The following is a 22,326-nucleotide window of genomic DNA, read 5'->3' on the forward strand; positions in this document are numbered from 1 at the left end:
GAAAAACTGCGATGTTCCTCGCGATAGACGGTTCCACCGACTTTGTTTGATGAATTCGCCATGAACCGCTGCGCCCGCAAATGGGCACAACAAAAGGGCCGGCTTTTCAGCCGGCCCTTTACGATGTTCAGACTTGAGGAAAAGTCTCAGCAGGTCGCCTTGCCGCAGCGGGCGTTGCGGATCTTTTCCTTGAGGTTTTCGAGGCCCACGGCGCCGATCACGATCTGCTTGCCGATGACGTAGCTCGGCGTGCCGTTCATGCCCATCGCTTCAGCCAGCTTCAGGTTCTCTTCCAGCGTGGCGCGGACTTCCTCGCTGGAATAATCCTTTTCCAGCTTCGCCATGTCGAGGCCGGCTTCCTTGGCCGCGGCCATCGCGCGCGCCTTGTCGGCGGCACCGCGTCCCATCAGGAGCTTCTGGTGGAAGTCGAGATATTTCTTGCCGGTGGGATCCTGCATGCGAACGGCGACCGCGACGTGCGCGGCCTCGACCGAGCCCTGGCTCAGCACCGGAAATTCCTTCAGCACGACCTTCAGCTTCGAATCCGATTTCATCAGCTCGAGCATGTCGGTCAGCGCGCGCTTGCAGTAGCCGCAATTGTAGTCGAAGAATTCGACGAAGGTGACGTCGCCGTCCTTGTTGCCGAGCGTGACGCCGCGCGGCGAGTTGAAGATTGCGTCGGCATTCTTGGCGATGCTGGCCTGGTGCTTTTCAGCCTCCGCGGCGGCCTGGCGCTTGGCGAGCTCGTTCATCGCCTCTTCCAGCACCTCGGGATTGGCGATCAGATATTCGCGGATGATCTTCTGGATGTCGCTGCGCTGGGCGTCGGAAAAACTCTGCGCTGAAGCAGCCTGCGGCGCGGCAGCGAGCGCAAGCGCGAACAGGGCAGACGAGAACAGGGCAGAGGCGAGCAGGCGAAACGAAGGCATTGGTATTCCCTTTCAGCAATCCGTAGGGGGCTTTTCGAGAAAGCGGCTCACTCGATACGTTCTAACCCCGGCACAGTTTACCTATTCTTTGACCGGGCCGACCTTTTCCGATCGGGGGCTAGTTCTTCAGTGGCCTTGAACTCACGATGTCGTCGGCCTTGACCCAGCCGGGCGTGCCGATGGCGAACCGGGTCTTGGCGCGCGAGGCGAGGTCGCGGGCGGTCTTGTTGTCGCCGCGGAGGAAGGCGGCCTGGGCGGAAGCGAGGTCGGCCTGCGCATAGTCTCCCTTCCGGCCATAGGCCATGGCGAGCTGGGAAAAGCCGAGCGGCGCTTCCGTCTCGCGTGCCACCGCCGCGCGCAGGATGGTGATCGCCTCGTCGGTGTAGGCGTTATTATTAGAGGCGACCAGTGCCTGCCCAAGTAACATCTCGATGAGCGGTGCGTTATGCGAGAGCTGCACGGCCTTGCGCAGCGGCGCGATCGCTTCGACCGGCTTGCCGCCTTCCAGCAGCGCCTGGCCGCGCAGCTCGTAGAAATACGGGTTCGAAGGCTGCTCTGATATCAACTGGTCGATCTGCGCAAGTGCGACGCGGAGATCGCCGTGGCGGTAGCTCACGATCGCGCGGGCATAGCGTGCCGGCAGGCTGGTGTTGGAGGGCGGATAGCGGCGATAGACGGTGTCCGGCCGCTCCATGAAGGCCGAGGTCTTTGCCCGCACCATGTCATGGCGCAATTGCAGGGCAGGGTCGTCCTTCTTGTCCCAATTGGGACTCGATCGGGCGAGCTGTGCCAGCGCTTCGACGCGCTCGGCCGGCATCGGATGGGATTGCAGATAGGGATCGGCGCCGCGGGCAGCGAACAGGCTTTCGTTGGTGAAGCGCTTGAAGGTCTCGTACATGCCGCGCGCCGACTGGCCGGTTGACGCCAGATACTTCACGCCGGCCTTGTCGGCCGCTTCTTCCTGCTGGCGGACATAGGAGAGCAGGGTGCGCTTGATCATCTCCTGCGGCGCGGCGATGGCGGCCGCACCGGCATTGGCAAGGCCGTTGTTGGCGCCGCCGCGCGAGCCCGCCACCATCGCGCCGGCGCCCAGCAGCATGGCGATGATCATCTGCGTCTGGGCATTGGCGAGCTGCTCGCGAATCTTGGCGAGGTGGCCGCCGGCCAGATGTCCGGTCTCATGCGCGAGCACGCCGATGATCTGGTTCGGCGTTTCCGACTGCATGATCGCGCCGTAGTTCACGAAGATGCGGCGGCCGTCCGCGACGAACGCGTTGAACGCGCTGTCGTTGATGATGACCATCTGGATGTTCTGCTTCTCCAGCCCCGCGGCGCGCAGGATCGGGCGCGTATAGTCGCGCAGCAATTGCTCGGCCTCGGTGTCGCGCAGGATCGGCGGGCCGCGATTCTCCTGGGCCGCGGCAAGCGTCGGCGCTGCGGCGATCGCGACTGCCGTGATCAACGCGGTGAGTCTTGCTGTTGCGTTCTTCAATGGCGCTGGGCGAAGCATAGTTGGGTCATTACCGATTGGCGGCGGCCTTCAGACGCGATATGCCCTTACAAACCGCCGAATACGGCTTGTCTGGGGCACTTCCGCCCCGTTCCGGGCATGAGGTCCGGTCAAATAGCAGATATCCATGCTCGAATCGACCTTGAGAAACCGCGCAAAACACCTGCTGACGGCGTCCGGACGCAGTGATGTTCCACCGTTCATGGTGATGGACGTGATGGCCGCGGCGGCCCGCATCGAGGCCGCCGGCGGGCATGTCATCCACATGGAAGTGGGGCAGCCGTCGGAACCGGCGCCGAAAGTCGCACTGGCGGCCGCGCGCGCCGCGCTCGAGGCGGGGCGGATCGATTATACCTCCGCGCTCGGCATCCCTTCATTGCGAGAAAGGATCGCGCGGCACTACCGCGATACGTACGGCTGCCATGTCGATGCGGCGCGCATCGTGGTCACCACGGGTTCTTCCGGTGCGTTCATCCTGGCGTTCCTCGCAATGTTCGAGCCGGGCGATCGCGTTGCGGTGACGGTGCCGGGCTATCCGCCGTACCGGCACATCCTGACCGCGCTCGGCTGCGAGCCGGTGCTGATCGAGACCACGAGCGACACGCGCCATGCGCTGACGGGCGAGGCGCTGCTGGCAGCGCATCGCAAGGCGCCGCTCAAAGGCGTGCTGGTCGGCAGCCCTGCGAACCCGACCGGCACCATGATGTCGCGCGAGGCGCTGACCAGCCTGATCCATGCCGCCGAGAGCGCGGGCATCCGTTTCATCTCGGACGAGATCTATCACGGGCTCGACTACGCATTCCCGGCGGTGACCGCGGCGGAGCTTTCGCCGGATGCGCTGGTGATCAACTCGTTCTCAAAATACTTTTGCATGACCGGCTGGCGGGTCGGCTGGATGGTGGTGCCGGAAGTTCTGGTGCGGCCCATCGAGCGGCTACAGCAGAACCTGTCGATCTCGGTGCCGACGCTGTCGCAGATTGCGGCTGAAGCCGCGTTCGAAGGCCGCGAGGAGATGGAAGCGATCAAGCGCGGCTATCAGGAGAACCGCAACATCCTGATCGAGGGATTTCCGCGCGCGGGCCTGAAAAAATTCCTGCCCGCGGACGGCGCGTTTTACCTGTATGCCGACGTGTCCGATTTCACCTCGGACAGCTTTGCCTTTGCGAGCGAGATGCTGGAGAAGACGCATGTGGCGGCAACGCCCGGCGTCGATTTCGATCCCGTGCACGGCCGGGCCTTCATCCGCTTTTCCTATGCGCGTTCGGCCGACGAGATGCGCGAGGCGGTCGCGCGGATCGCGCGCTGGCTGGGCTAGCGCAGGCCGGCTCCAGCTTCCTTCATCGTGCGCAGCAACACCGATCCACCACAGGAGATTCATTTGTCCGACCGATCGATACCGCAGCCGGTTGTCGCCAGACACTTCCCGCTTGCCGCAACTGTATGGCCCGAACGCGCCGGCCGGTTTTCCGGCGTGCTGCGCGCAATCGTGCTGATCGTATCGGGCACTGCGCTGCTGACGCTCTCGGCCAAGGTCAATCTGCCGCTGCCCTACGTGCCGATGACGCTACAGACGCTGGCGGTGCTGGCGATCGGTGCCGTCTATGGCTGGCGTCTCGGCGGCGCGACTGTCATGGCCTATCTGGCGGAAGGGGCCATCGGATTGCCGGTCTTTGCCGGTCCCGTGGGCGGTCTCGCTCCGCTGATGGGCCCGACCGCGGGCTATCTGTTCGGTTTCGTGGTGGCGGCCGTGGTCACGGGATGGCTCAGCGAACGCGGCTGGGATCGCTCGGTGCCGCGCCTGTTCGCGGCGATGGCGATCGGACACGTCATCATCCTTGCGGCTGGATTCATCTGGCTTGCGCTGGGCATGAAGCTTGGCTTCGAGAAGGCGTGGCTTGTCGGCGTTGTACCGTTTATCGCCGGATCAGTCGTCAAGAGCGCGCTGGGAGCCACGCTGGTGCCGGCGATCAGGCGCCTCGTCGATCGGCGTGGATGAGATCGCGCTCGTTACGGCGAAAGAAAAACCGCCCGGTCATGTGCCGGGCGGTTTTTGTTTGTGCCTTGAAAAAAACTACTCGCCGCTGCCGAAGCGCCGCGACCACCAGCCGGCTTTTCGCGGCTGCTCGCTTGCTGTCGCCGGGGCTGTTTCTTCGGCCGGGGCGGCTGAAGCGGACTCGGAGGCGGTCGGCGGCTCGGCGGCGCCGGGCATCGCGGGCGCCGTGTCGGGCGGCGGGCTGGTCAGGAAGCTGACCTTTTCGCGCACAGTGGAGCGCCGCCGCGCGGCTTTCTCTGTTTCGGACGCAGCTTCCTCGGGTGCGGAAGCCGCGACCGGTTCTGCTTGCGCCGACGCGGGCGGCGGCGGCTCGCTCGATGCTGCAACTGGCTCAGGCTCGACAATGGTCGGCGCGGGCTCTGACCCTCCGTCGAAATCGGCGACAGCGTTCTCGGCTTCCACGGCAGGAGCCGGTGCGAGCTCGTCCGCGATCGATCCGGCCAGACCGTCTTCCGGGCCGCCGCCACGACGGCGGCGTCCGCCACGGCGTCCGCGGCGGCGCGGCCGCCGCTCGCCGTTCTGCTGGCCGTCGGCGCGGGCAAAGCCCGCCTGTTCCTCGGATTCGTCTTCGGCGGATTCGCCGTCATCGGCGACGCCGGCCTCTTGCGGCTCGGACATCGCGGCCTGTACCGCCTCGCTGTCGTCGCGGGGCTGACCGCCCTCGCGGCCTTCGCCGCCGCGGCCACGCCGGCGCCGGCGGCGCTTGCGGCGATGGCCATCGCCTTCGCCGGCGCCTTCTTCGCCAACGGCCTGTTCCTCGCTCAGGCCTTCGGTTTCTTCGGTCTCGACTTCGCCCTCGACTTCGAAATCGAATTCTTCCTCGTCATCGGCTTCCTCGACCTGCGCCGGAGCGGATGCGGCCTGCGCGGCCAGCAGCGCCTTGGCCGCCTCCAGCGTGTGCACCTGTTCGCCGCGGTCGATGATGTAGGATTGCAGGCCGTGGACGGTGGCGTCGGCCGACACCGAGATCGAAACCTTGAAGCTGTTTTCGAGATCGCGCAGATGGCCGCGCTTGTGGTTGAGCACATAGAGCGCGACGTCGGTGCGGGTCCGCACGATCAGGTTATGCGTTGCGCCCTTCATCAGCACCTCTTCGATGCCGCGCAGCAGTTGCAGCGCCACCGACGACACCGAGCGGACATGGCCGCTGCCGCCGCATTGCGGGCAGGGCTCGGTCGAGGATTCCAGCACGCTGGCGCGGATGCGCTGACGCGACATTTCCAGAAGGCCGAAATGCGAGATGCGGCCGACCTGGATGCGCGCACGATCCTGCCGCAGGCAATCGGAGAGCTTGCGCTCGACCGAGCGGTTGTTGCGCTTCTCGTCCATGTCGATGAAGTCGATGACGATCAGGCCCGCAAGGTCGCGCAGGCGGAGCTGGCGCGCGACTTCCTCGGCCGCCTCCATGTTGGTTTTAAGCGCGGTGTCCTCGATGTGGTGCTCGCGGGTCGAGCGGCCCGAATTGACGTCGATCGAGACCAGCGCCTCGGTCTGGTTGATGACGATGTAGCCGCCGGAGCGTAGCTGCACGGTCGGCGAGAACATCGCGTCTAACTGGCTCTCGACGCCCATGCGCGAGAACAGCGGCTGGCCGTCGCGGTACTGCTTCACCGCCCGCACGTTGGACGGCATCAGCATCTTCATGAAGTCGCGCGCTTCCTGGTAGCCGGCTTCGCCCGCCACCTGGATCTCGTCGATCTCCTTGTTGTAGAGGTCGCGCAGCGAGCGCTTGATCAGCGAGCCTTCCTCATAGACGAGGGTCGGGGCCTGCGACCGCAGCGTCATGTCGCGCACGGTTTCCCACATCCGGATCAGGTACTCGAAGTCGCGCTTGATCTCGGGCTTGGTGCGGGAGGCGCCGGCGGTGCGCAAAATGATCCCCATGCCTTCGGGCACGTCGAGATCCTGCACCACTTCCTTCAGGCGCGAGCGGTCCTGCGCCGACGTGATCTTGCGGCTGATGCCGCCGCCGCGCGCGGTGTTGGGCATCAGGACGGCGTAGCGGCCGGCCAGCGACAGGTAGGTCGTCAGCGCCGCGCCCTTGTTGCCGCGCTCTTCCTTGACCACCTGCACCAGCATCACCTGCCGGCGCTTGATGACTTCCTGAATCTTGTACTGGCGGCGCGGGCGGAAGGTGCGCTCCGGCACCTCCTCCAGCACGTCGTCGCCGCCGACGGATTCGACTTCCTCCTCCTCGGCCTCGTCGTCATCCTCTTCGTCGTCGTGGGCTTCGCGGGCTTCTTCCTGAACTTCGTCGCCCTGCGGAGCCAGCGCATGCTCGTCGTGCGGGACGTCTGCATGTTCGTGGGCAGATTCTTGGGCACGTTCGCCGGCATGTTCAGCGTCGGCATGCACGGCATCCTCAGCGTATGCCGCGATTTCCTGTGCCTGTTCCTCATTCGCGCGCTCGGTCTCGTGCGCGATCTCGGCGGCCGGCGGTTCCGGTGCGACGGATGCAACCGATTCCTCAACCGCGGTCACGACGGGATCGGCCGGTGGCAACGGAGGCGGCGCGGCAGCCGATTCCTGCTCAGCCTGGTCGTGCGCCTGAGCCACATAATCCTGCGGCGCGCCATCGTGTTCGTGATGCTCGGACGCATGCCCGGCCTGATCGTGATGCGCATGCTCGCCGTGTTCGGCATCCGCATGGTGATGCTCGCCATCCTGCGGCGGGGTGTAACCTTCCGCGAGGTGCTCATGCCCTTCGTAGGGCTGCGGCGCCTGCGCGGGATCGACGCTAGCGCCTTCCACGATCTCGCTCTGGACGCGCTCGCCATGGCCGCGGCGGCGGGCATTGCGATGGCGCGAGCGGCGGCGGTGGTGGCTGCGGTTTTCGCTCTCTTCTTCCGCCTCGCGATGGGCGCGCTCGTCGGCCTCGATCAGCGCCTGACGGTCGGCGACCGGGATCTGATAGTAGTCGGGATGGATTTCGCTGAAGGCGAGAAAGCCGTGGCGGTTGCCGCCATATTCGATGAAGGCGGCCTGTAGCGACGGCTCTACGCGGGTGACCTTGGCAAGGTAGATGTTGCCGCGCAGTTGCTTGCGCTGGGCTGTCTCGAAATCAAATTCCTCGACACGATTGCCGCGAACCACAACGACCCGGGTCTCTTCCGGGTGGGTGGCGTCGATCAACATTTTGTTGGGCATTTTGGAACTCATGACGGCGGCGGGCGCGTATGGCGGTGCGCGCATCTCGCGCGCCCGGGTGACGCGACGGTCCACCTGATTCGGGGGTGAGGGGAAGGCCAAATCGCAACCCGGCGCACCGCGCCGAACAGGATCGCAAGGAAGCAAGGCGCCTTGGCGCGATGGTTCCATGGATCGGGGTCGGCAATACAGTCTGGCGCATCAAGCGTCGGCCCGTCTAAAAACGTTGGCGGCAAGGCGCCGCCTGGTCTGGTGCCGAAGGCCCGGCGCGGCGCCAAAGCGCCTGCCGGCGAATCGCATATCCGCTCCTCTCGAAGCCGGATAATCAGTTGCGCCGTATCAAAAACCGTCCCTGGAGCAGAAAGATAACCTGGGACCGAAACGCCGCTCGGGCTCGAAACCGCCCCGCCTTGTCAGCCGCGCGCTGCGCTGGCTCTGGCGGGGCCGGAAAGACGCTGGAATCGCCCGTTTCGGGAGGTTCCACCGCAGCACCGGGAGGCTGAACGCGACACAACCGGGAAAAATAGCCGTCAGCACCCGCTACATACGTGGATCGGGCTGATGGCGCAAGGGAAGCGTCGCAGGGCGGCAACACTCCCCGTTAATCGCCGGGGTTGCTTTAAGGCGCGATTAACCCTGTAGTTCTAATGCGGTAAAGGAGGGCTCTTCGGAGGCAATCGGTCGTTGGCGAGCCGCGCAATTCAACATGTTTTGGCGGGGTTTGCGCTCTTGTGCGCCGCAGCATCGTTATGGCTCGGCGACGCCGTGCCCGGCCGCGCGGAAAGCCCGCCGAGCCCGGCCCAGACTCCGGCCATGGTCTCCAATTACCCGATCGCCTCGGATGCGAGGCTGTCCGGCGATGCCGCACAGACCCGCTTCATCCTCGACCTCGACAAGCCGATTCAGCACCGCGCCTTCATCAAGACTGACCCCGACCAGGTGGTGGTCGATCTTCCCCAGGTCGCATTTCGTCTTCCCGCCGGCGTCGGCGCGGCCGGCCGCGGGCTGATCAAGGGCTTCCGCTATGGCCTCGTGATGCCCGGCGGCTCGCGCATCGTGATGGATCTCGCCGGACCTGCAAAAATCGCCAAGTCCTACGTGCTCGATGCGGCCAATGGCCAACCGCCGCGGTTGGTGGTGGAACTGGTCGAGACCGACCGCGCCTCGATGGAGCGCCTGCCGTTACGCTCGGCCGTTGCGGAGGCCAATGCGGAGGCAGTGGCACCCCCGGCGACCGTGCCGGCTGCCCCGAAACCTGCCGATTCGCGGCCTGTCGTGGTGATCGATGCCGGGCATGGCGGCCCCGACAACGGCACGCAATCCAATGGCGAGATGGAAAAGAACATCGTGCTGACCTTTGCGCTGGCGCTGCGCGACCGGCTGGAAAAGGCCGGCAAATACCGCGTGGTCATGACCCGCACGGACGACACCTTCATTCCGCTCGATGAGCGGGTGAAAATCGCGCGCAAGGAAGCGGCTTCGCTGTTCATTTCGATTCACGCCGATGCGCTACCGCGCCGCGAGGGCGATGCGCAAGGCGCGAGCATTTACACACTGTCGGACAAGGCGTCCGACGCCGAGGCCGAGCGGCTGGCGGAAGCGGAAAACAAGGCCGACGCCATCGGCGGGGTGACGTTGTCCGAGGAGCCGATCGTCGCGGACATCCTGATCGATCTGGCGCAGCGGGAAACCCGCACCTTCTCAAACCGTTTTGCCAAAACCCTGATGGGCGAGATGAAGACCAAGGTGCGGATGCACAAGCATCCCCTCAAATCGGCGGGCTTTCGGGTGTTGAAGGCACCTGATGTGCCGTCGGTGCTGGTCGAGCTCGGCTATGTCTCGAACAAGAGCGATCTCGAACTCCTCGTATCTGAAGCTTGGCGGTCGAAGACGGTGACGACGATGGCGCAGGCAATCGACAGTTTCCTCGGAAAACGGCTGGCAACCGTGGGACCCGCCAACTGAGGTATTTCGGGGGTGAGGCCCTAGTTTGGCCACAGCCGCAGCCCAATAAAAAACCTGAATGGCACTTGCGGAATCGGTCAATTTCCCCGCGGGTCAGGCTAATATAGGCATGCTTTAATTTGTAGGCCCTGCCGAATCGGACCGGGTTTTTGAAAGACGGACGCCCGCAACAGCGGCGCAAGGTTGGAGCAAACTGCGATAATGCGCTTGCTGGTGCGGTTTTTGGGTTTCCTGTTCGCTGCCGGGACCGTGGTGTTCCTGGTGGGCGTGGCTGGCGTCGCTGGCGCGATCTGGCATTTCTCCAAGGACTTGCCTGACTATTCGCAACTCCAGGATTACGAGCCGCCGGTGATGACGCGCATCCATGCGTCGGACGGAGCGCTGCTTGGCGAATATTCCAAGGAACGGCGGCTCTACCTGCCGATCCAGGCGGTTCCCAAGCTCGTCATCAACGCGTTCCTCGCCGCCGAGGACAAGAATTTCTACGAGCATGGCGGCATCGACTTCTCCGGCATGGCGCGCGCGGGCGCGCTGTACTTGCAGAATCTCGGTTCGAACCGCCGGCCGCAGGGTGCGTCCACCATCACCCAGCAGGTCGCGAAGAACTTCCTCCTGACGAACGAGGTCTCCTTCACCCGCAAGATCAAGGAAGCCTTGCTGGCGATGCGCATCGAGCGCGCCTATTCGAAGGACCGCATCCTCGAACTGTATCTGAACGAAATCTATCTCGGCCTTGGCGCCTACGGCATCGCGGCGGCCTCGCTGGTCTATTTCGACAAGTCGGTCAACGAACTCACGGTCGCCGAAGCCTCCTATCTGGCGGCGCTGCCGAAGGCGCCGGCGGCGCTGCATCCGGTGCGCAACCGCGACCGCGCCGTCGAGCGGCGCAATTATGTGGTCGATCGGTTGCTGGAGAACGGCTGGATCAAGCAGGCCGACGCCGACAAGGCGCGCAAGGAAACGCTCAACGTCACCAGCCGCTCCAACGCCGCGCACATCTTCGCCGGCGAATACTTTGCCGAAGAAGTTCGCCGCGACATCTTCGAGCGTTACGGCGAGAAGAAGCTGTACGAAGGCGGCCTGTCGGTCCGCACTACGCTCGATCCGAAGATGCAGGTGTGGGCGCGCAAGACCATGGTCGCCGGCCTCGTGAAGTTCGATGAGGCAACCGGCTATCGCGGCGCGCTGCACCAGATCGACATCTCCGGCGATTGGGGCCCGAAACTCGCCGACATCAAATCGCTGTCGGACATCGCGCCATGGCGGATGGCGGTGGTGCTGGAAACCAGCGACCAGTCGGCGCGGGTCGGTTTTCAGCCGGGCCGCGAGCTCGGCGGCGCGATCAGCAAGGTCCGGCAGACCGGCATTGTCACGCTTGAGGGCGTGAGATGGGCCAAGCCCGCCGCGGGGCCGACCCGCGGCAAGACGCCGACCTCGGTGGCGTCCGTGCTGAAGCCGGGCGACGTGATCTATGTCGATCCGCTGTTCGACAAGGAGGGCAAGGAGATCGAGGGCCAGTTCCGCCTGCGGCAGCTGCCGGAAGTTTCCGGCGCGATGGTGGCGATGGATCCCTGGACTGGACGCGTGCTCGCGATGGTCGGCGGCTTCTCGTTCGACCAGAGCCAGTTCAACCGTGCGACGCAGGCCTACCGGCAGCCGGGCTCTTCGTTCAAGCCGCTGGTCTATTCGGCGGCGATGGACAACGGCTACACGCCGTCCACCGTCGTGGTCGACGCGCCCATCGAAATCGACCAGGGGCAGGGCGCCGGCGTGTGGCGGCCGGAAAACTATTCGACCGGCAAATATTACGGACCGCAGACGCTGCGCAATGCGCTACAAAAATCGCTCAACACGGTGACGGTGCGCCTCGCGCAGGACGTCGGCATGCCCCTGATCGGCGAGTACTCCAAGCGCTTCGGCGTCTATGATGAACTGCCGAACTATCTGTCCTATGCGCTGGGTGCCGGCGAAACCACGGTGATGCGCATGGTCACGGCGTACTCGATGTTCGCCAATGGCGGCCGGCGCGTGAAGTCGACCTTGATCGACCGCATCCAGGATCGCTACGGCCACACCATCTTCAAGCACGACCAGCGCGAATGCCGCGGCTGCGACGCGCCCGGCGGCTGGAAGAACCAGGCGGAGCCGCAGCTCGTCGACCGCCGCGAGCAGGTGCTGGACGCCATGACCGCCTACCAGATCACCTCCATGATGGAAGGCGTCGTGCAGGCCGGTACCGCCACGGTTCTGAGGGAAGTGGGCAAGCCGATCGCCGGCAAGACCGGAACCACCAACGACGAAAAGGACGCCTGGTTCATCGGCTTCTCGCCGGACCTCACGGTCGGCGTCTATGTCGGTTACGATAAGCCGCGCAACCTCGGCAAGGGCGCTACCGGCGGTCATCTCGCCGCGCCCATCGTCAAGGACTTCTTCAAGCTCGCGCTCGCCGACAAGCCGGCGATCCCGTTCAAGGTGCCGGCCGGCATCAAGCTGATCCGCGTCGACGCCAAGAGCGGCATGCGCATCGGACCGGGCGAGGGCGGCCGTGGCATCCTGGAAGCCTTCAAGCCGGGCACAGCGCCGCCGGATAATTACAGCGTGATCGGCGTTGCCGATGCTGATGCCGCCTCGCGGCCGATGTATGCGCCGGCCGATGCCGGTAGCATCATGCGCCCGGGCACCGGCGGATTGTGGTAGCCGGTTGCATCAGCCGGCCAGCGCCGCTACATCCCGCAGCAACATTTCCTGAAAGCGGCAAAAACCATGCGCGCCGAAGTCGAACGTCTTGTCGAAGAGATCAAGCAGTCAGTCGGGCTGCTGAGGAGGCATCTTTGACGTCGAGCAATCCACCGCTCGCCTTGCCGAGCTGAACAAGCTCGCCGAAGACCCCAATCTCTGGAACGATCCCCAGAAGGCCCAACGCCTGATGCAGGAGCGCACCTCGCTGGAGGATGCGCTCGCCGGCATCGGCAAGGTCGAGCGCGAGCTCGAGGACAATGTCGGCATGATCGAACTCGGTGAGGCCGAGAACGATGAAGCCGTGGTCACTGAAGCCGAAAAGGCGCTCAAGGACCTCAAGAAAGAAGTTGCCCGGCGCGAACTGGAAGCGCTGCTCTCGGGCGAGGCCGACAAGTTCGATTCCTATCTCGAAGTGCATGCCGGCGCCGGCGGCACCGAAAGCCAGGATTGGGCGCAGATGCTCCTGCGCATGTACACCCGGTGGGCGGAAAAGCACGGTTTCAAGATCGAATATCTTGAGGAATCGCAGGGCGAAGAAGCCGGCATCAAATCCGCCACCATCCAGATATCAGGCCACAACGCCTATGGCTGGCTGAAGACGGAGGCCGGCGTGCATCGCCTCGTGCGCATCTCGCCGTTCGATTCCAATGCGCGGCGGCACACCTCGTTCTCGTCGGTGCAGATTTTTCCCGTCATCGACGACAGCATCAAGATCGAGATCAAGGAAAGCGACGTACGCACCGACACCATGCGCTCGGGCGGCGCCGGCGGCCAGCACGTCAATAAGACCGAGTCCGCGGTTCGCCTGACGCATATCCCGACCGGGATTGCGGTGGTCTGCCAGGCCGGCCGTTCGCAGCACAAGAACCGCGCGCAGGCGTGGGACATGCTGCGCGCACGCCTCTACGAGATCGAGCTGAAGAAGCGCGAGGAAAAGGCCGCCGCCGATCAGGCCGCCAAGACCGATATCGGCTGGGGCCACCAGATCCGCTCCTACGTGCTACAACCCTACCAGATGGTGAAGGACCTGCGCACCGGCGTGCAGACATCCGACACGTCAGGCGTGCTCGACGGCGACCTCGACGAGTTCATGGCGGCGACGCTGGCGCAGCGCGCCTTCGGTACCGAGCCGGGCTCTGTCGAGGACGTGGACTAACCGATGCCGCGCGTGGCCTTCATCGGTCTTGGACGGATGGGCCACGGCATGGCCGGCCGTTATCTCGACGCCGGCTTTGACGTCTCGGTGTGGAATCGCAGCAAGGCGAAGGCGGAAGACCTGATCGCGCGCGGCGCGCGATGGGCGACCTCGCCCGAAGATGCTGCTGTTGATGCCGACGCCGTCGTCACGATGGTGGCCGACGACGATGCTTCGCGCGCAGTCTGGCTCGGCAAGGACGGCGCTGCTGCCAACATGAAGGCTGGGACACTTGCCATCGAGTGCTCGACCGTGTCGCATCGCCATGCCCTCGACATGGCGCTCGAGCTGAGAGCTCGCGGCCTGATCTATATCGACTGCCCCGTTACCGGCCTGCCGGAAGCTGCGGCCGCCGGAAAATTGACGCTGCTGGTCGGCGCGGATGCCGCCGACCTCGAAAGGGCGCGGCCTTATCTCGCGCCGCTCTGCAATAAGATCCGCCATTTCGGCGCGGTCGGCACCGGCACCGTATTCAAACTGATCAACAACCTGATGGGCGCGGTGCAGATTGCAAGCCTTGCCGAGGGCGTTGCGATCGCCGAACGCGCCGGCCTCGACATGAACCTGGTAGCGGAAGCACTCGCGACCGGCGCGGTGGCAAGCCCGCAAGTGATCCGTCATTCCAAACGCATGATCGCGCGCGATTTCTCCGGCGCTTCCTTCACGGCCGCGCTGCGCCACAAGGATGCCGCCTATGCGGTGGCACTCGCCGAAGCGCTGTTGCCGGGCGTGCCGGTCAGCCGCGCCGCGCTGGCCGCCTATGAGACGGCGAAGACGAGCGCCCCCGACGATGACGAAGGCAAGATGATCGAGATCGTCTCGCGGCCGAAATAGCGTTTGCGGAAATCGGGTGGACGCCGTCGCGGCGTCCGGCCTAGCTCATCGCACGATTTCATCAGGTTCTTGCCAAATGACTGCCAGTGACGGCCGGATCGATGCGCGCGACTGGTCGCTGCTCGCCGCGTTGTCGGTGCTGTGGGGTGGCTCGTTCTTTTTCAACGGCGTGGTGCTGCGCGAGCTGCCGCCGTTTACTCTTGTGCTGCTGCGCGTACTGCTGGCAGCTATCATCCTGCTGCCGGTGCTTTGCGCGCAGCGGCTTCCCTTCCCGAAGGGATGGACAGGCTGGCAGCCGTTCTTCCTCGTCGCCCTGTTCAACAACGTGCTGCCGTTCTCGCTGATCGTCACCGGGCAAACTTATATTCCCAGCGGGCTCGCCTCGATCCTCAACGCCACCACGCCGCTGTTCACCGTCCTGGTGATGGCGGCAGCGGGCGAGGAGAAGCTCATCGTCAGGCGTGTCGTCGGCGTGATCGTCGGCCTCATCGGGGTCGTGATCCTTCGCGGCGGCGAACTCGGCTTTGCCAGCGGGCAGGGGCGCGGCATCCTGCTCTGTCTTGCGGCGGCCCTCAGCTACGGCATATCGGCGCTGATCGCGCGTCGCAGCCTTTCGGATTCGCCGCCGCTGGCAACAGCGACGTTCCAACTGATGGCTTCGAGCGTGATGATGGCCATCGTCGCCGGCACCTTCGAACGACCGTGGCAATTGCCGGTCCCGAGCGCGGTGACGGGGCTCGCGGTGCTGGGCCTAGCAGCGCTGTCGACGGCGCTGGCCTACATCGTGTTCTTCCAGATCCTGCGGCGCTCTGGCGCCACCAATGTCATGCTGGTGACGCTGCTCGTGCCCGTCAGCGCGATCCTGCTTGGGTGGCTCGTGCTCGGCGAGCAGATTTCGATGCGCGAGATCGCCGGCGCGATGGTGATCGGCAGCGCGTTGCTGGTCATCGACGGCCGCGTGCTGAAGCTGCTCGAACGCTAGTCGCCGACGCTCCTCTGCTTGACATTTGCCTATATAGCAATACGATTTGCCTTATAAGCAAAGGAAGGAGCAAGCGTGGTTTCGGCGGAAGCTGGCCGGCGTGCGCGCGAGGCGGCGCGCCTTGCCGGGATCGGAGCTGTCATCCGCAGGACGCGTTCGGCACGCGGTTTGACGCTCGATGATCTCGCGGGAATGGTCGGGTTATCGGTGACGTTTCTCTCCCGGATCGAGCGCGGGCTGATCGCCTGTTCGATCGGCAACCTGCTGGAAATTGCTGGCGTGCTTCAACTGCCGGCGGCCGAATTGTTCGCCGGCATCGAAGAGGAAGACCGCACGCGCGCCTGGCGCGTGGTGCATGCGGTCGACGCCGTTCCATCGAGGGGCGCGGACGCAAACTACGCCTGGTGCAAGCTTGCTTCGGGCATTGGCGAGCAGCGGCTGGAGACGTTCCTGCTCGACCTATCGGCAAAGCCGCGCAAACCCGTGCTGGTCGCTCATCCCGGCGAGGAGATGTGCTTCGTCCTCGAAGGCAGCGTCGAGTTTCAGGTCGGCGACGACACCATCGCGCTGGAGCAGGGGGATTCGATTCACTTGCGGTCGGACGTGCCGCACATGGCGTGGGCGCGTGGGGCGAGCGCCCGGCTCCTGATGGTGACATCAATCGAAAATCAATCAGCCATCGCGGTCGAGTGGTGGAGCAGTGTTGCGGGCAGGAAAGGCGTACCAGAGAAAACGGCGGAAGGGAGAGCAAAATGAACGCTGTCACCAGCAAGACCATTCCCGACACGGCGGACGCGAATGCGGGCTTAACGACCTCGCGCGAAGCATCGAGAAAGGACCACAAGCCCTACGAGACGCGTCATTTCGACGAGGTCGATTGGGAGACGATTCGCTGGCCGGGCGAAACGGGCAAGATGCTTTTCCATCCGCGGCCGGAGCGTCCGACCGAGCCGAACGCGGGCATTCTGCGGCTCGAGCCCGGCGCCTACCACCCCGAGCACTATCACGGCTTCGCGCAGGTCTGGCACATCCTCAAAGGCGAATTTTCAATCGACGGAACGTTGCACGGTCCTGGAACGGTGCTATTCCATCCCGACCCGCACTTTGAGGGAGAATTCCGCACCGAGACGGGCGGTGAAATCTTCATCGTCCAGTACCCCGGCCCGACGACCGGTGAGCGCCCGATTTATAGCGGCCGCTTCAACATGGCGGAACGCAAGGCCGTTACGAGCGAACGCGTCGATCTCTGAGGCGAACTATCGCTTTGGCCGGCTGGAAGCCCATGCCGTCTTCCAGTCGGCAAGCCAGTTTCTGAATCGCCCGCTGTCGCGCTCGCCGCCGTGCCAGGCGGCGTGCACCGCGCCGTTATCAGCCACCATCAGCACGGCATCGAGGCCCTTTGAGCGGCGCAGCGTGTCGATGGCCTGCTGCGGCGTCTGCGCGATGGGGCCTGCGACATTGAAAGAGGTGTTGACCGACATCTCGACGCCGACGCGGCGGCCCATCGCTTTGAGATAGGCGAAGATGAGCGGATCATCCTCGGCGCGGACGATCTGGATACGGCCGGTGCCGTCGGCATGGATGACCGCCGGAATCTTTTCGCGGGCGCCCGGCTTCGATTGCGCAGTCAGCACCATGTAATTGTAGGCGTTGTAATCGGCGTCGGACCCGCCCGGCAGCAGATCGAAATATTTTTGCGCCGCCTCCAGCGTTGCCATCGGCGCCAGCGGGCGAATGGCTTCGCGATATTTGACGCGCTCGTTCAACCGCTCGCGAGCCTCGGGGTCGCAAGGGTTGGCGAGGATCGAGCGATGGCCGAGCGCACGCGGGCCGGTTTCGGCGGCGCCCTGATAGATCGCGATCACGCCGTTTTGCGACACCATGTGCGCCATCAGGTCGGCAATCGCATCGCGGCCTGCCGCTGTCGATATCTCGCCGATGCGCTCTGAGGCGACATCGTCCGCCTTCAGCGCGGCTGCGATGTCCTCCGGCGTCGGCGGCACGCCGCAATAGAACGCGTGCGTCATCGGCGCGCCGCGCGGTGCGCCGGCCAGATGCGCGAACTGCCAGGCGGCGCCGATGGTGACGCCGGGATCGCCGGGCACCGGCGGCACCCACAGATGCAGGCGTTTTTTCCGCTGCTGGTTCTTCTCGAACCATGCCTCGTCGAAATGTTCGAGCAGCCGCATATTGCCGATCGCGTTCAGCGCGACGCCGCCGGTCAGCACGAGGCGGCTCGCGCCGGAAGTGCGCAGCAGATGATCCACGATATGGATCACGGCATCCTCGAACACCAGTTGCGTGGCGGCCGCCTTGTCGAGCCGGTCTTTGGTATCGGGCCGGTGATGGATGTCCTCGACGCGCAGCATCGCGTCGGGATTCCAGAGCTGCTCGGGTTTCAGCGGTTCGCCCAAAATGTCGATGAGCGATGGCTTGTAGGGGATGTAGGAGGGATCGCTGTGCCAGTTGGCCATTTCGCGGTTGAGCTTGATCTCGCCATTGTCGCCGAGATGCAGCACATGTTTCAGCCGCGAATAATAGGGATTGCTGGCGCGGTTCATGTCGCCCCACGCGGCGGCGCCCATGTAACGGCCTTCGCTGGACAGCCAGGTCCAGCCGCCCTGCGTCGAAGAGACGACGCTGTAATACATGCCGAGTGAATCGAACATGCTGTCGTTGGTGTAGAGCTGGCGCATGGTGCCGTTCTCGACCGTATAGAGCGAGATCGAGGAGAGATCGCCGGTGCCGTCGAGCACCGCGACCGCGACCGGCTCGCCGTCGTCGGCGAAAGGCGAGGCTGCATACGAAAACCAGGCGTGGTTGCCATGGTGCGGCATGCAGATCAGTTGCACCGGCTGTGTCAGTCCAAGCTGGCGCGCCAAAAATTTTGGCGAGCGGGTCATCTGGTCGAGCCGGCGGCCGTCGAACGCCGATGCTTGCGAGACGCGGAGCAGTCGCAGGCTCGACGGAAACTCCTCCAGCAGCGTGCGAAACATCGTGCCGGCCAGCGTCGGATAATCCCAGCTCGTCAGCCAGGCATCGATATCGTCGATGTCGCGCCCCATGCCGCGCAGCACCGCGACCATGCCGTCGATCGACACTCTCGGATATTCGGTGGTGTGCTTGACGCCGGAAAAACGCTCCTCCTCGTTGTTGACGATCAGGCGCGGTCCCGTCGCCTGCGTCACCTCGACCAGCGCCACGCCGGCATTGTGCGTGCCGGGCAACCCGAGGCCGGCGAGATACACGGTCTCGCCACGTCCGAGCTTTTCGCGCACGCGCGCGAGCCGCTCATTGGCAAACTGCGAGCCGAGCTGATGGAAGCCGGCATTGCTCATCGTCAGCCGCCCCAGCCATCGCGCAAAGCGAAAGCCGGCCGCCGCCAGATGCGGGTTCCGCGGACCAATGCGTGTCTTCAATTTCAGACCGTCGAATTCCAGATCACAGGGCCCTCTCGTCGCATAATTGGCGGCGCGCAACAATGCCGTTTCGTCTGATGGAATTAGATGATCTTGCAACGGTTGCCTTGCAAGGTTTCCTGGGGCTTGCGACACTTGCCGAAAATAAGAGCACAGGGAGAGAACGATGCCGCCTCGCACGATACGATCGGTAGCACTGACCGCGCTTGCGGTCGCCATCTCGGCCACGGCGGCGAACGCGCAAAAGCAATACGATCCCGGCGCCAGCGATACCGAAATCAAGATCGGCAACATCATGCCCTATAGCGGCCCGGCGTCGGCCTATGGAACCATCGGCCGGGCGCAGGCCGCCTATTTCAACAAGATCAACGCCGAGGGCGGCATCAACGGGCGCAAGATCAATTTTGTGACCTATGACGATGCTTACTCGCCGCCGAAGGCGGTCGAACAGGCGCGCAAGCTGGTGGAGAGCGACGAGGTGCTGCTGGTGTTCCAGCCGCTCGGCACGCCCTCCAATACGGCGATCCAGAAATACATGAATGCAAAAAAGGTCCCGCAATTGTTCGTGGCGACCGGCGCGACCAAATGGGGCGATCCGCAGAATTTTCCGTGGACCATGGGCTGGCAGCCCAACTACCAGAGCGAAGGCCGGATCTATGCGGCCTACATCCTGAAGAACTATCCGAACGGCAAGATCGCTGCGCTCTGGCAGAATGACGATGCCGGCCGGGATCAGATGAAGGGATTGCGCGATGGCCTCGGCGACAAGGCCAATATGATCATCGCCGACAAGTCCTACGAGGTGGCCGACCCTACCAACGACTCGCAGGTCGTGGCGCTGAAGGATTCCGGCGCCGACATCTTTGTCACCTGGGCCGCGCCGAAAGGCGCCGCGCAGGCGATCCGGAAAGTGGGCGAGCTCGGCTGGAAGCCGGTCTATTTCCTCGGCAACGTCTCGACCTCGGTTGCGACCGTGCTGAGGCCGGCGGGGCTGGAGAATTCGAAAGGCATCATCTCGACCGCCTACATCAAGGACCCGACCGATCCCACGTGGAAGGACGATCCCGGCATCAAGGCATGGGCTGTCTTCATGGACAAGTATTATCCGGAAGGCGACAAGACCAACAACAATAACGTCTATGGTTACGCCACCGCGCAGACCATGGTGCAGGTGCTCAAGCAGTGCGGCGACAACCTCACGCGCGAGAACGTGATGAAGCAGGCCGCCTCCTTGAAGGATTTTTCCAGCGACGTGCTGTTGCCTGGCATCAAGATCAACACCAGCCCGAACGATTTCTTTCCGATCGAGCAGATGCAGCTGATGCGCTTCAACGGCGAAAGCTGGGAGCTGTTCGGCGACATCATCGCCGGCGAGGTCGGGCACTAAGGTGTCCGGCCTCTGCTCATTGAACGAGGGTGCTGGCGATCAGCCCGGAATGTCAGGCTCGACCAGCGCAGCGAGCTGGTTGAGCGATTGCTGCCAGCCGAGATAGCAGGACTCGACCGGAATGAGGGTCGGCACGTTTGCCTGCTCGATGTTGATTTCGGTGCCGCAGGAGACCGCCTTCAGGACCACGGTGACCTCGATCACGCCAGGCAGGTTGGGATCGTCGAACTTGTCCGTGTAGCGGATGCGCTCGTTCGGCACGATCTCCAGATATTCGCCGCCGAAGGCGTGGCCGTTGCCGGTCGAGAAGTTGGTGAAAGACATCCTGAATGTGCCACCGACCTTGCCGTCGAATTGATGGACCTTGCAGGTGAACCCGTGCGGCGGCAGCCATTTGGCCATGGCATCCGCATCGAGGAAGGCGCGAAAGACCTTTTCCGGCTTGGTGGCGAAGACGCGATGTAGACGAACGGTATTTCCGGGCATGATGTGGGCTCCATTGCCGAGCGACGTTTCGAGAAATGGTTGGCTCGGCTTCTGTTGCAAGGACGTCTGGCATCCCCGGTCGCCGACATCGTGGCGAACAATTTCTGCGCTTCGGAGGTAATCAGATCAGGTCAGGACCGCCCCATTTCTACTGTGCATGGGGTTGTTTTCGCGATTTTGGATTCGGGGCCTAGCCGGAACTCAACCGCACGCCCGCGCGCAGGAATTTTTGCGGATCGACGGCGTCGCCATCGATGCGGGTTTCGTAGTGAAGATGAGGGCCGGTGGAGCGGCCGGTGGAGCCGACGGCGCCGATCACCTGGCCAATTTTCACGGCCTCTCCCACCTTGACGTGGATCTCCGAGAGATGGCCGTAGCGGGTGGAGAGTCCGTTGCCATGGTCGACTTCGACCATGCGGCCATAGCCGCCCATCCAGCCCGATGACACCACCTTGCCGTTGGCGGTGGCGCGGACGGGATCGCCGGTCGCCGCGCGGAAATCGAGGCCGGTGTGCATCGCGGGGCGGCCGAGGAAGGGGTCGCTGCGCACGCCAAAGCCCGAGGTGAATTCGACCTCGCCGATCACGGGTTTGCGGTAGGGCACCAGCGCCAGCGTGCGGTTCAGCTTTTCCACCTGCGCGCGGGTGACATTGATGCGATAGAGCTGGCGCTCGAAGGCGCCCGCATCGGGTCCGAGTTTGACCGGCACGAACGGGCCGCCGACCGGCGCGCGGGGCACGGCGGATTCGAGCTGCGCCATGTCGAGGCCGAGATCGTTGATCACGCCGCGCATGCGGCGCACGCGCGATTCCATGCTGTCTTCCACCGAGGTCAACGCCGCCATCTGGCGCCGCTCGACCTGATCGAGCGAGGCCTGAAGCCGCACCAGCACATTGTCAAAACCCTGCACCTTGGCGAACTGGTTCGGTTGAGGCTTTGTCACCACCGGCGTGCGCGATTCCAGCCGTGCTTCGCGATCAGGCGGCGCCACGAAGATCACGGTATCGCTGATCGGCGAGGGTTTTGGCGTGCCGGACGCCGGTGTGTCCGCAGCGGCGCCGCGGCCGGGCGCGCGGATCGAACCCGTCGCCGAAGTATCGGGAATGGCGCCGAGCGCGGTGGCGCGGGATTCCAGCGTGGTCTGCCGCTTCATGATCTGGTCGAGCTTTTGATCGAACTGCTCCTGATCGAGGAGCTGCCGGCTGGCAGTGCGATCGACGCGGGCGCGCAGCTCCGCGATGCGGTCTTCATAGGCGTATTGCATCTCGGCCTGGCGGGCGATCAGCCGCGTCAGCACGTCGTCGCGGAACGCGAAATAGGTGGCGGTTGCCGCCGACCACATGCCGAGCACCGTCACGGTGCCGACCGCGATCCAGAACACCACCGGCCCGAAGCGAACCTGCTTGCCGGCGTGCATGATGGTGTAGCCGTTCTGCATCCGGGCCGCCTGCGCGTGACTGGCGGCGCGTCGAGGGGCGGAGCGGCCGTGATCCTGCGGATGGTGGTGCGTCGAATACTCGGAATGATGACCGGAACGATGCGACATCGGCACTCCCGCACGCCGGTCGGAGAAAATCCGTACGGCTAAAATGGCGGGACCGATTTGACCCGGTCATGGTTAATTTTCAGGAAATGGGAACCAGACAGGCTTGCCGAGGACGAGGGCGTTCAAGCCCTTAT

16 protein-coding genes are annotated in these 22,326 nt (G+C 64.3%); 10 read left to right on the forward strand and 6 right to left on the reverse strand.

Going from position 1 to position 22,326, the window contains the following annotated elements; translation table 11 throughout:
* Positions 1-146: 146 nt before the first annotated feature.
* Positions 147-929 carry a DsbA family protein gene (locus JQ628_RS13530; RefSeq protein WP_212223056.1) on the reverse strand — a complete coding sequence of 261 codons (783 nt, stop codon included), beginning with the start codon at positions 927-929 and terminating at the stop codon, positions 147-149.
* A gap of 118 nt (positions 930-1,047) precedes the next feature.
* Entirely contained in the window at positions 1,048-2,439 is a 1,392-nt protein-coding gene (locus JQ628_RS13535; RefSeq protein WP_212223057.1) for a M48 family metalloprotease, read from the reverse strand.
* 127 nt (positions 2,440-2,566) lie between these two features.
* Between JQ628_RS13535 and JQ628_RS13540 the strand changes: the two genes are divergently transcribed.
* Positions 2,567-3,754 (forward strand): pyridoxal phosphate-dependent aminotransferase, encoded by a 1,188-nt coding sequence (locus tag JQ628_RS13540; RefSeq protein WP_212223058.1) that lies wholly within the window; start codon positions 2,567-2,569, stop codon positions 3,752-3,754.
* 63 nt (positions 3,755-3,817) lie between these two features.
* Entirely contained in the window at positions 3,818-4,435 is a 618-nt protein-coding gene (locus JQ628_RS13545; RefSeq protein WP_212223059.1) for a biotin transporter BioY, read from the forward strand.
* A 75-nt stretch (positions 4,436-4,510) separates the two neighbouring features.
* On the opposite strand, the gene JQ628_RS13550 is transcribed toward JQ628_RS13545, so the two are convergent.
* Complete coding sequence (locus JQ628_RS13550; protein ID WP_212223060.1) at positions 4,511-7,639, reverse strand: Rne/Rng family ribonuclease; 3,129 nt, start codon at positions 7,637-7,639, stop codon at positions 4,511-4,513.
* A 684-nt stretch (positions 7,640-8,323) separates the two neighbouring features.
* Between JQ628_RS13550 and JQ628_RS13555 the strand changes: the two genes are divergently transcribed.
* The 7 genes from JQ628_RS13555 to JQ628_RS13585 all read left to right on the forward strand — a co-directional run bounded on the left by JQ628_RS13555 (position 8,324) and on the right by JQ628_RS13585 (position 16,604).
* Positions 8,324-9,604: an N-acetylmuramoyl-L-alanine amidase gene (locus JQ628_RS13555; protein ID WP_212223061.1), complete on the forward strand. Its 1,281-nt coding sequence runs from the start codon at positions 8,324-8,326 to the stop codon at positions 9,602-9,604.
* Positions 9,605-9,805: 201 nt separating this feature from the next.
* Positions 9,806-12,301 carry a penicillin-binding protein 1A gene (locus JQ628_RS13560; protein ID WP_212223062.1) on the forward strand — a complete coding sequence of 832 codons (2,496 nt, stop codon included), beginning with the start codon at positions 9,806-9,808 and terminating at the stop codon, positions 12,299-12,301.
* Positions 12,302-12,367: 66 nt separating this feature from the next.
* Positions 12,368-13,499 (forward strand): peptide chain release factor 2 gene (gene prfB, locus JQ628_RS13565; protein WP_212223063.1). Its coding sequence is split into 2 segments (ribosomal slippage): positions 12,368-12,436 and positions 12,438-13,499, totalling 1,131 coding nucleotides; the frame shifts between segments, so codons are not numbered across the junction.
* 3 nt (positions 13,500-13,502) lie between these two features.
* Positions 13,503-14,372, forward strand: a complete 870-nt coding sequence (locus JQ628_RS13570) for an NAD(P)-dependent oxidoreductase (protein WP_212223064.1) — start codon at positions 13,503-13,505, stop codon at positions 14,370-14,372.
* Positions 14,373-14,448: 76 nt separating this feature from the next.
* Positions 14,449-15,354: a DMT family transporter gene (locus JQ628_RS13575; RefSeq protein ID WP_212223065.1), complete on the forward strand. Its 906-nt coding sequence runs from the start codon at positions 14,449-14,451 to the stop codon at positions 15,352-15,354.
* A gap of 75 nt (positions 15,355-15,429) precedes the next feature.
* On the forward strand, positions 15,430-16,110 hold the full coding sequence (locus JQ628_RS13580) for a helix-turn-helix domain-containing protein (RefSeq protein WP_212223066.1): 681 nt from the start codon (positions 15,430-15,432) through the stop codon (positions 16,108-16,110).
* A complete protein-coding gene (locus JQ628_RS13585) occupies positions 16,107-16,604 on the forward strand; it encodes a cupin domain-containing protein (RefSeq protein WP_212223067.1) in 498 nt (165 codons plus the stop codon). Before JQ628_RS13580 ends, JQ628_RS13585 begins: the two co-directional genes overlap by 4 nt.
* Positions 16,605-16,610: 6 nt before the next feature.
* On the opposite strand, the gene JQ628_RS13590 is transcribed toward JQ628_RS13585, so the two are convergent.
* Complete coding sequence (locus JQ628_RS13590) at positions 16,611-18,773, reverse strand: carbamoyltransferase C-terminal domain-containing protein (RefSeq protein ID WP_249127838.1); 2,163 nt, start codon at positions 18,771-18,773, stop codon at positions 16,611-16,613.
* Positions 18,774-18,939: 166 nt separating this feature from the next.
* On the opposite strand from JQ628_RS13590, the gene JQ628_RS13595 reads away from it, so the two are divergent.
* Complete coding sequence (locus tag JQ628_RS13595; RefSeq protein ID WP_212223068.1) at positions 18,940-20,160, forward strand: ABC transporter substrate-binding protein; 1,221 nt, start codon at positions 18,940-18,942, stop codon at positions 20,158-20,160.
* A 39-nt stretch (positions 20,161-20,199) separates the two neighbouring features.
* On the opposite strand, the gene JQ628_RS13600 is transcribed toward JQ628_RS13595, so the two are convergent.
* Both JQ628_RS13600 and JQ628_RS13605 read right to left on the reverse strand, forming a co-directional pair.
* Positions 20,200-20,646: an SRPBCC family protein gene (locus tag JQ628_RS13600; protein ID WP_212223069.1), complete on the reverse strand. Its 447-nt coding sequence runs from the start codon at positions 20,644-20,646 to the stop codon at positions 20,200-20,202.
* Positions 20,647-20,836: 190 nt separating this feature from the next.
* Positions 20,837-22,192, reverse strand: coding sequence for a M23 family metallopeptidase (locus JQ628_RS13605; protein WP_212223070.1), 1,356 nt, complete (start codon positions 22,190-22,192; stop codon positions 20,837-20,839).
* Positions 22,193-22,326 lie beyond the last annotated feature (134 nt).

It is taken from the genome of Bradyrhizobium lablabi, from assembly GCF_018129385.1.
In the GTDB taxonomy this organism is placed as follows: domain Bacteria; phylum Pseudomonadota; class Alphaproteobacteria; order Rhizobiales; family Xanthobacteraceae; genus Bradyrhizobium; species Bradyrhizobium lablabi_C.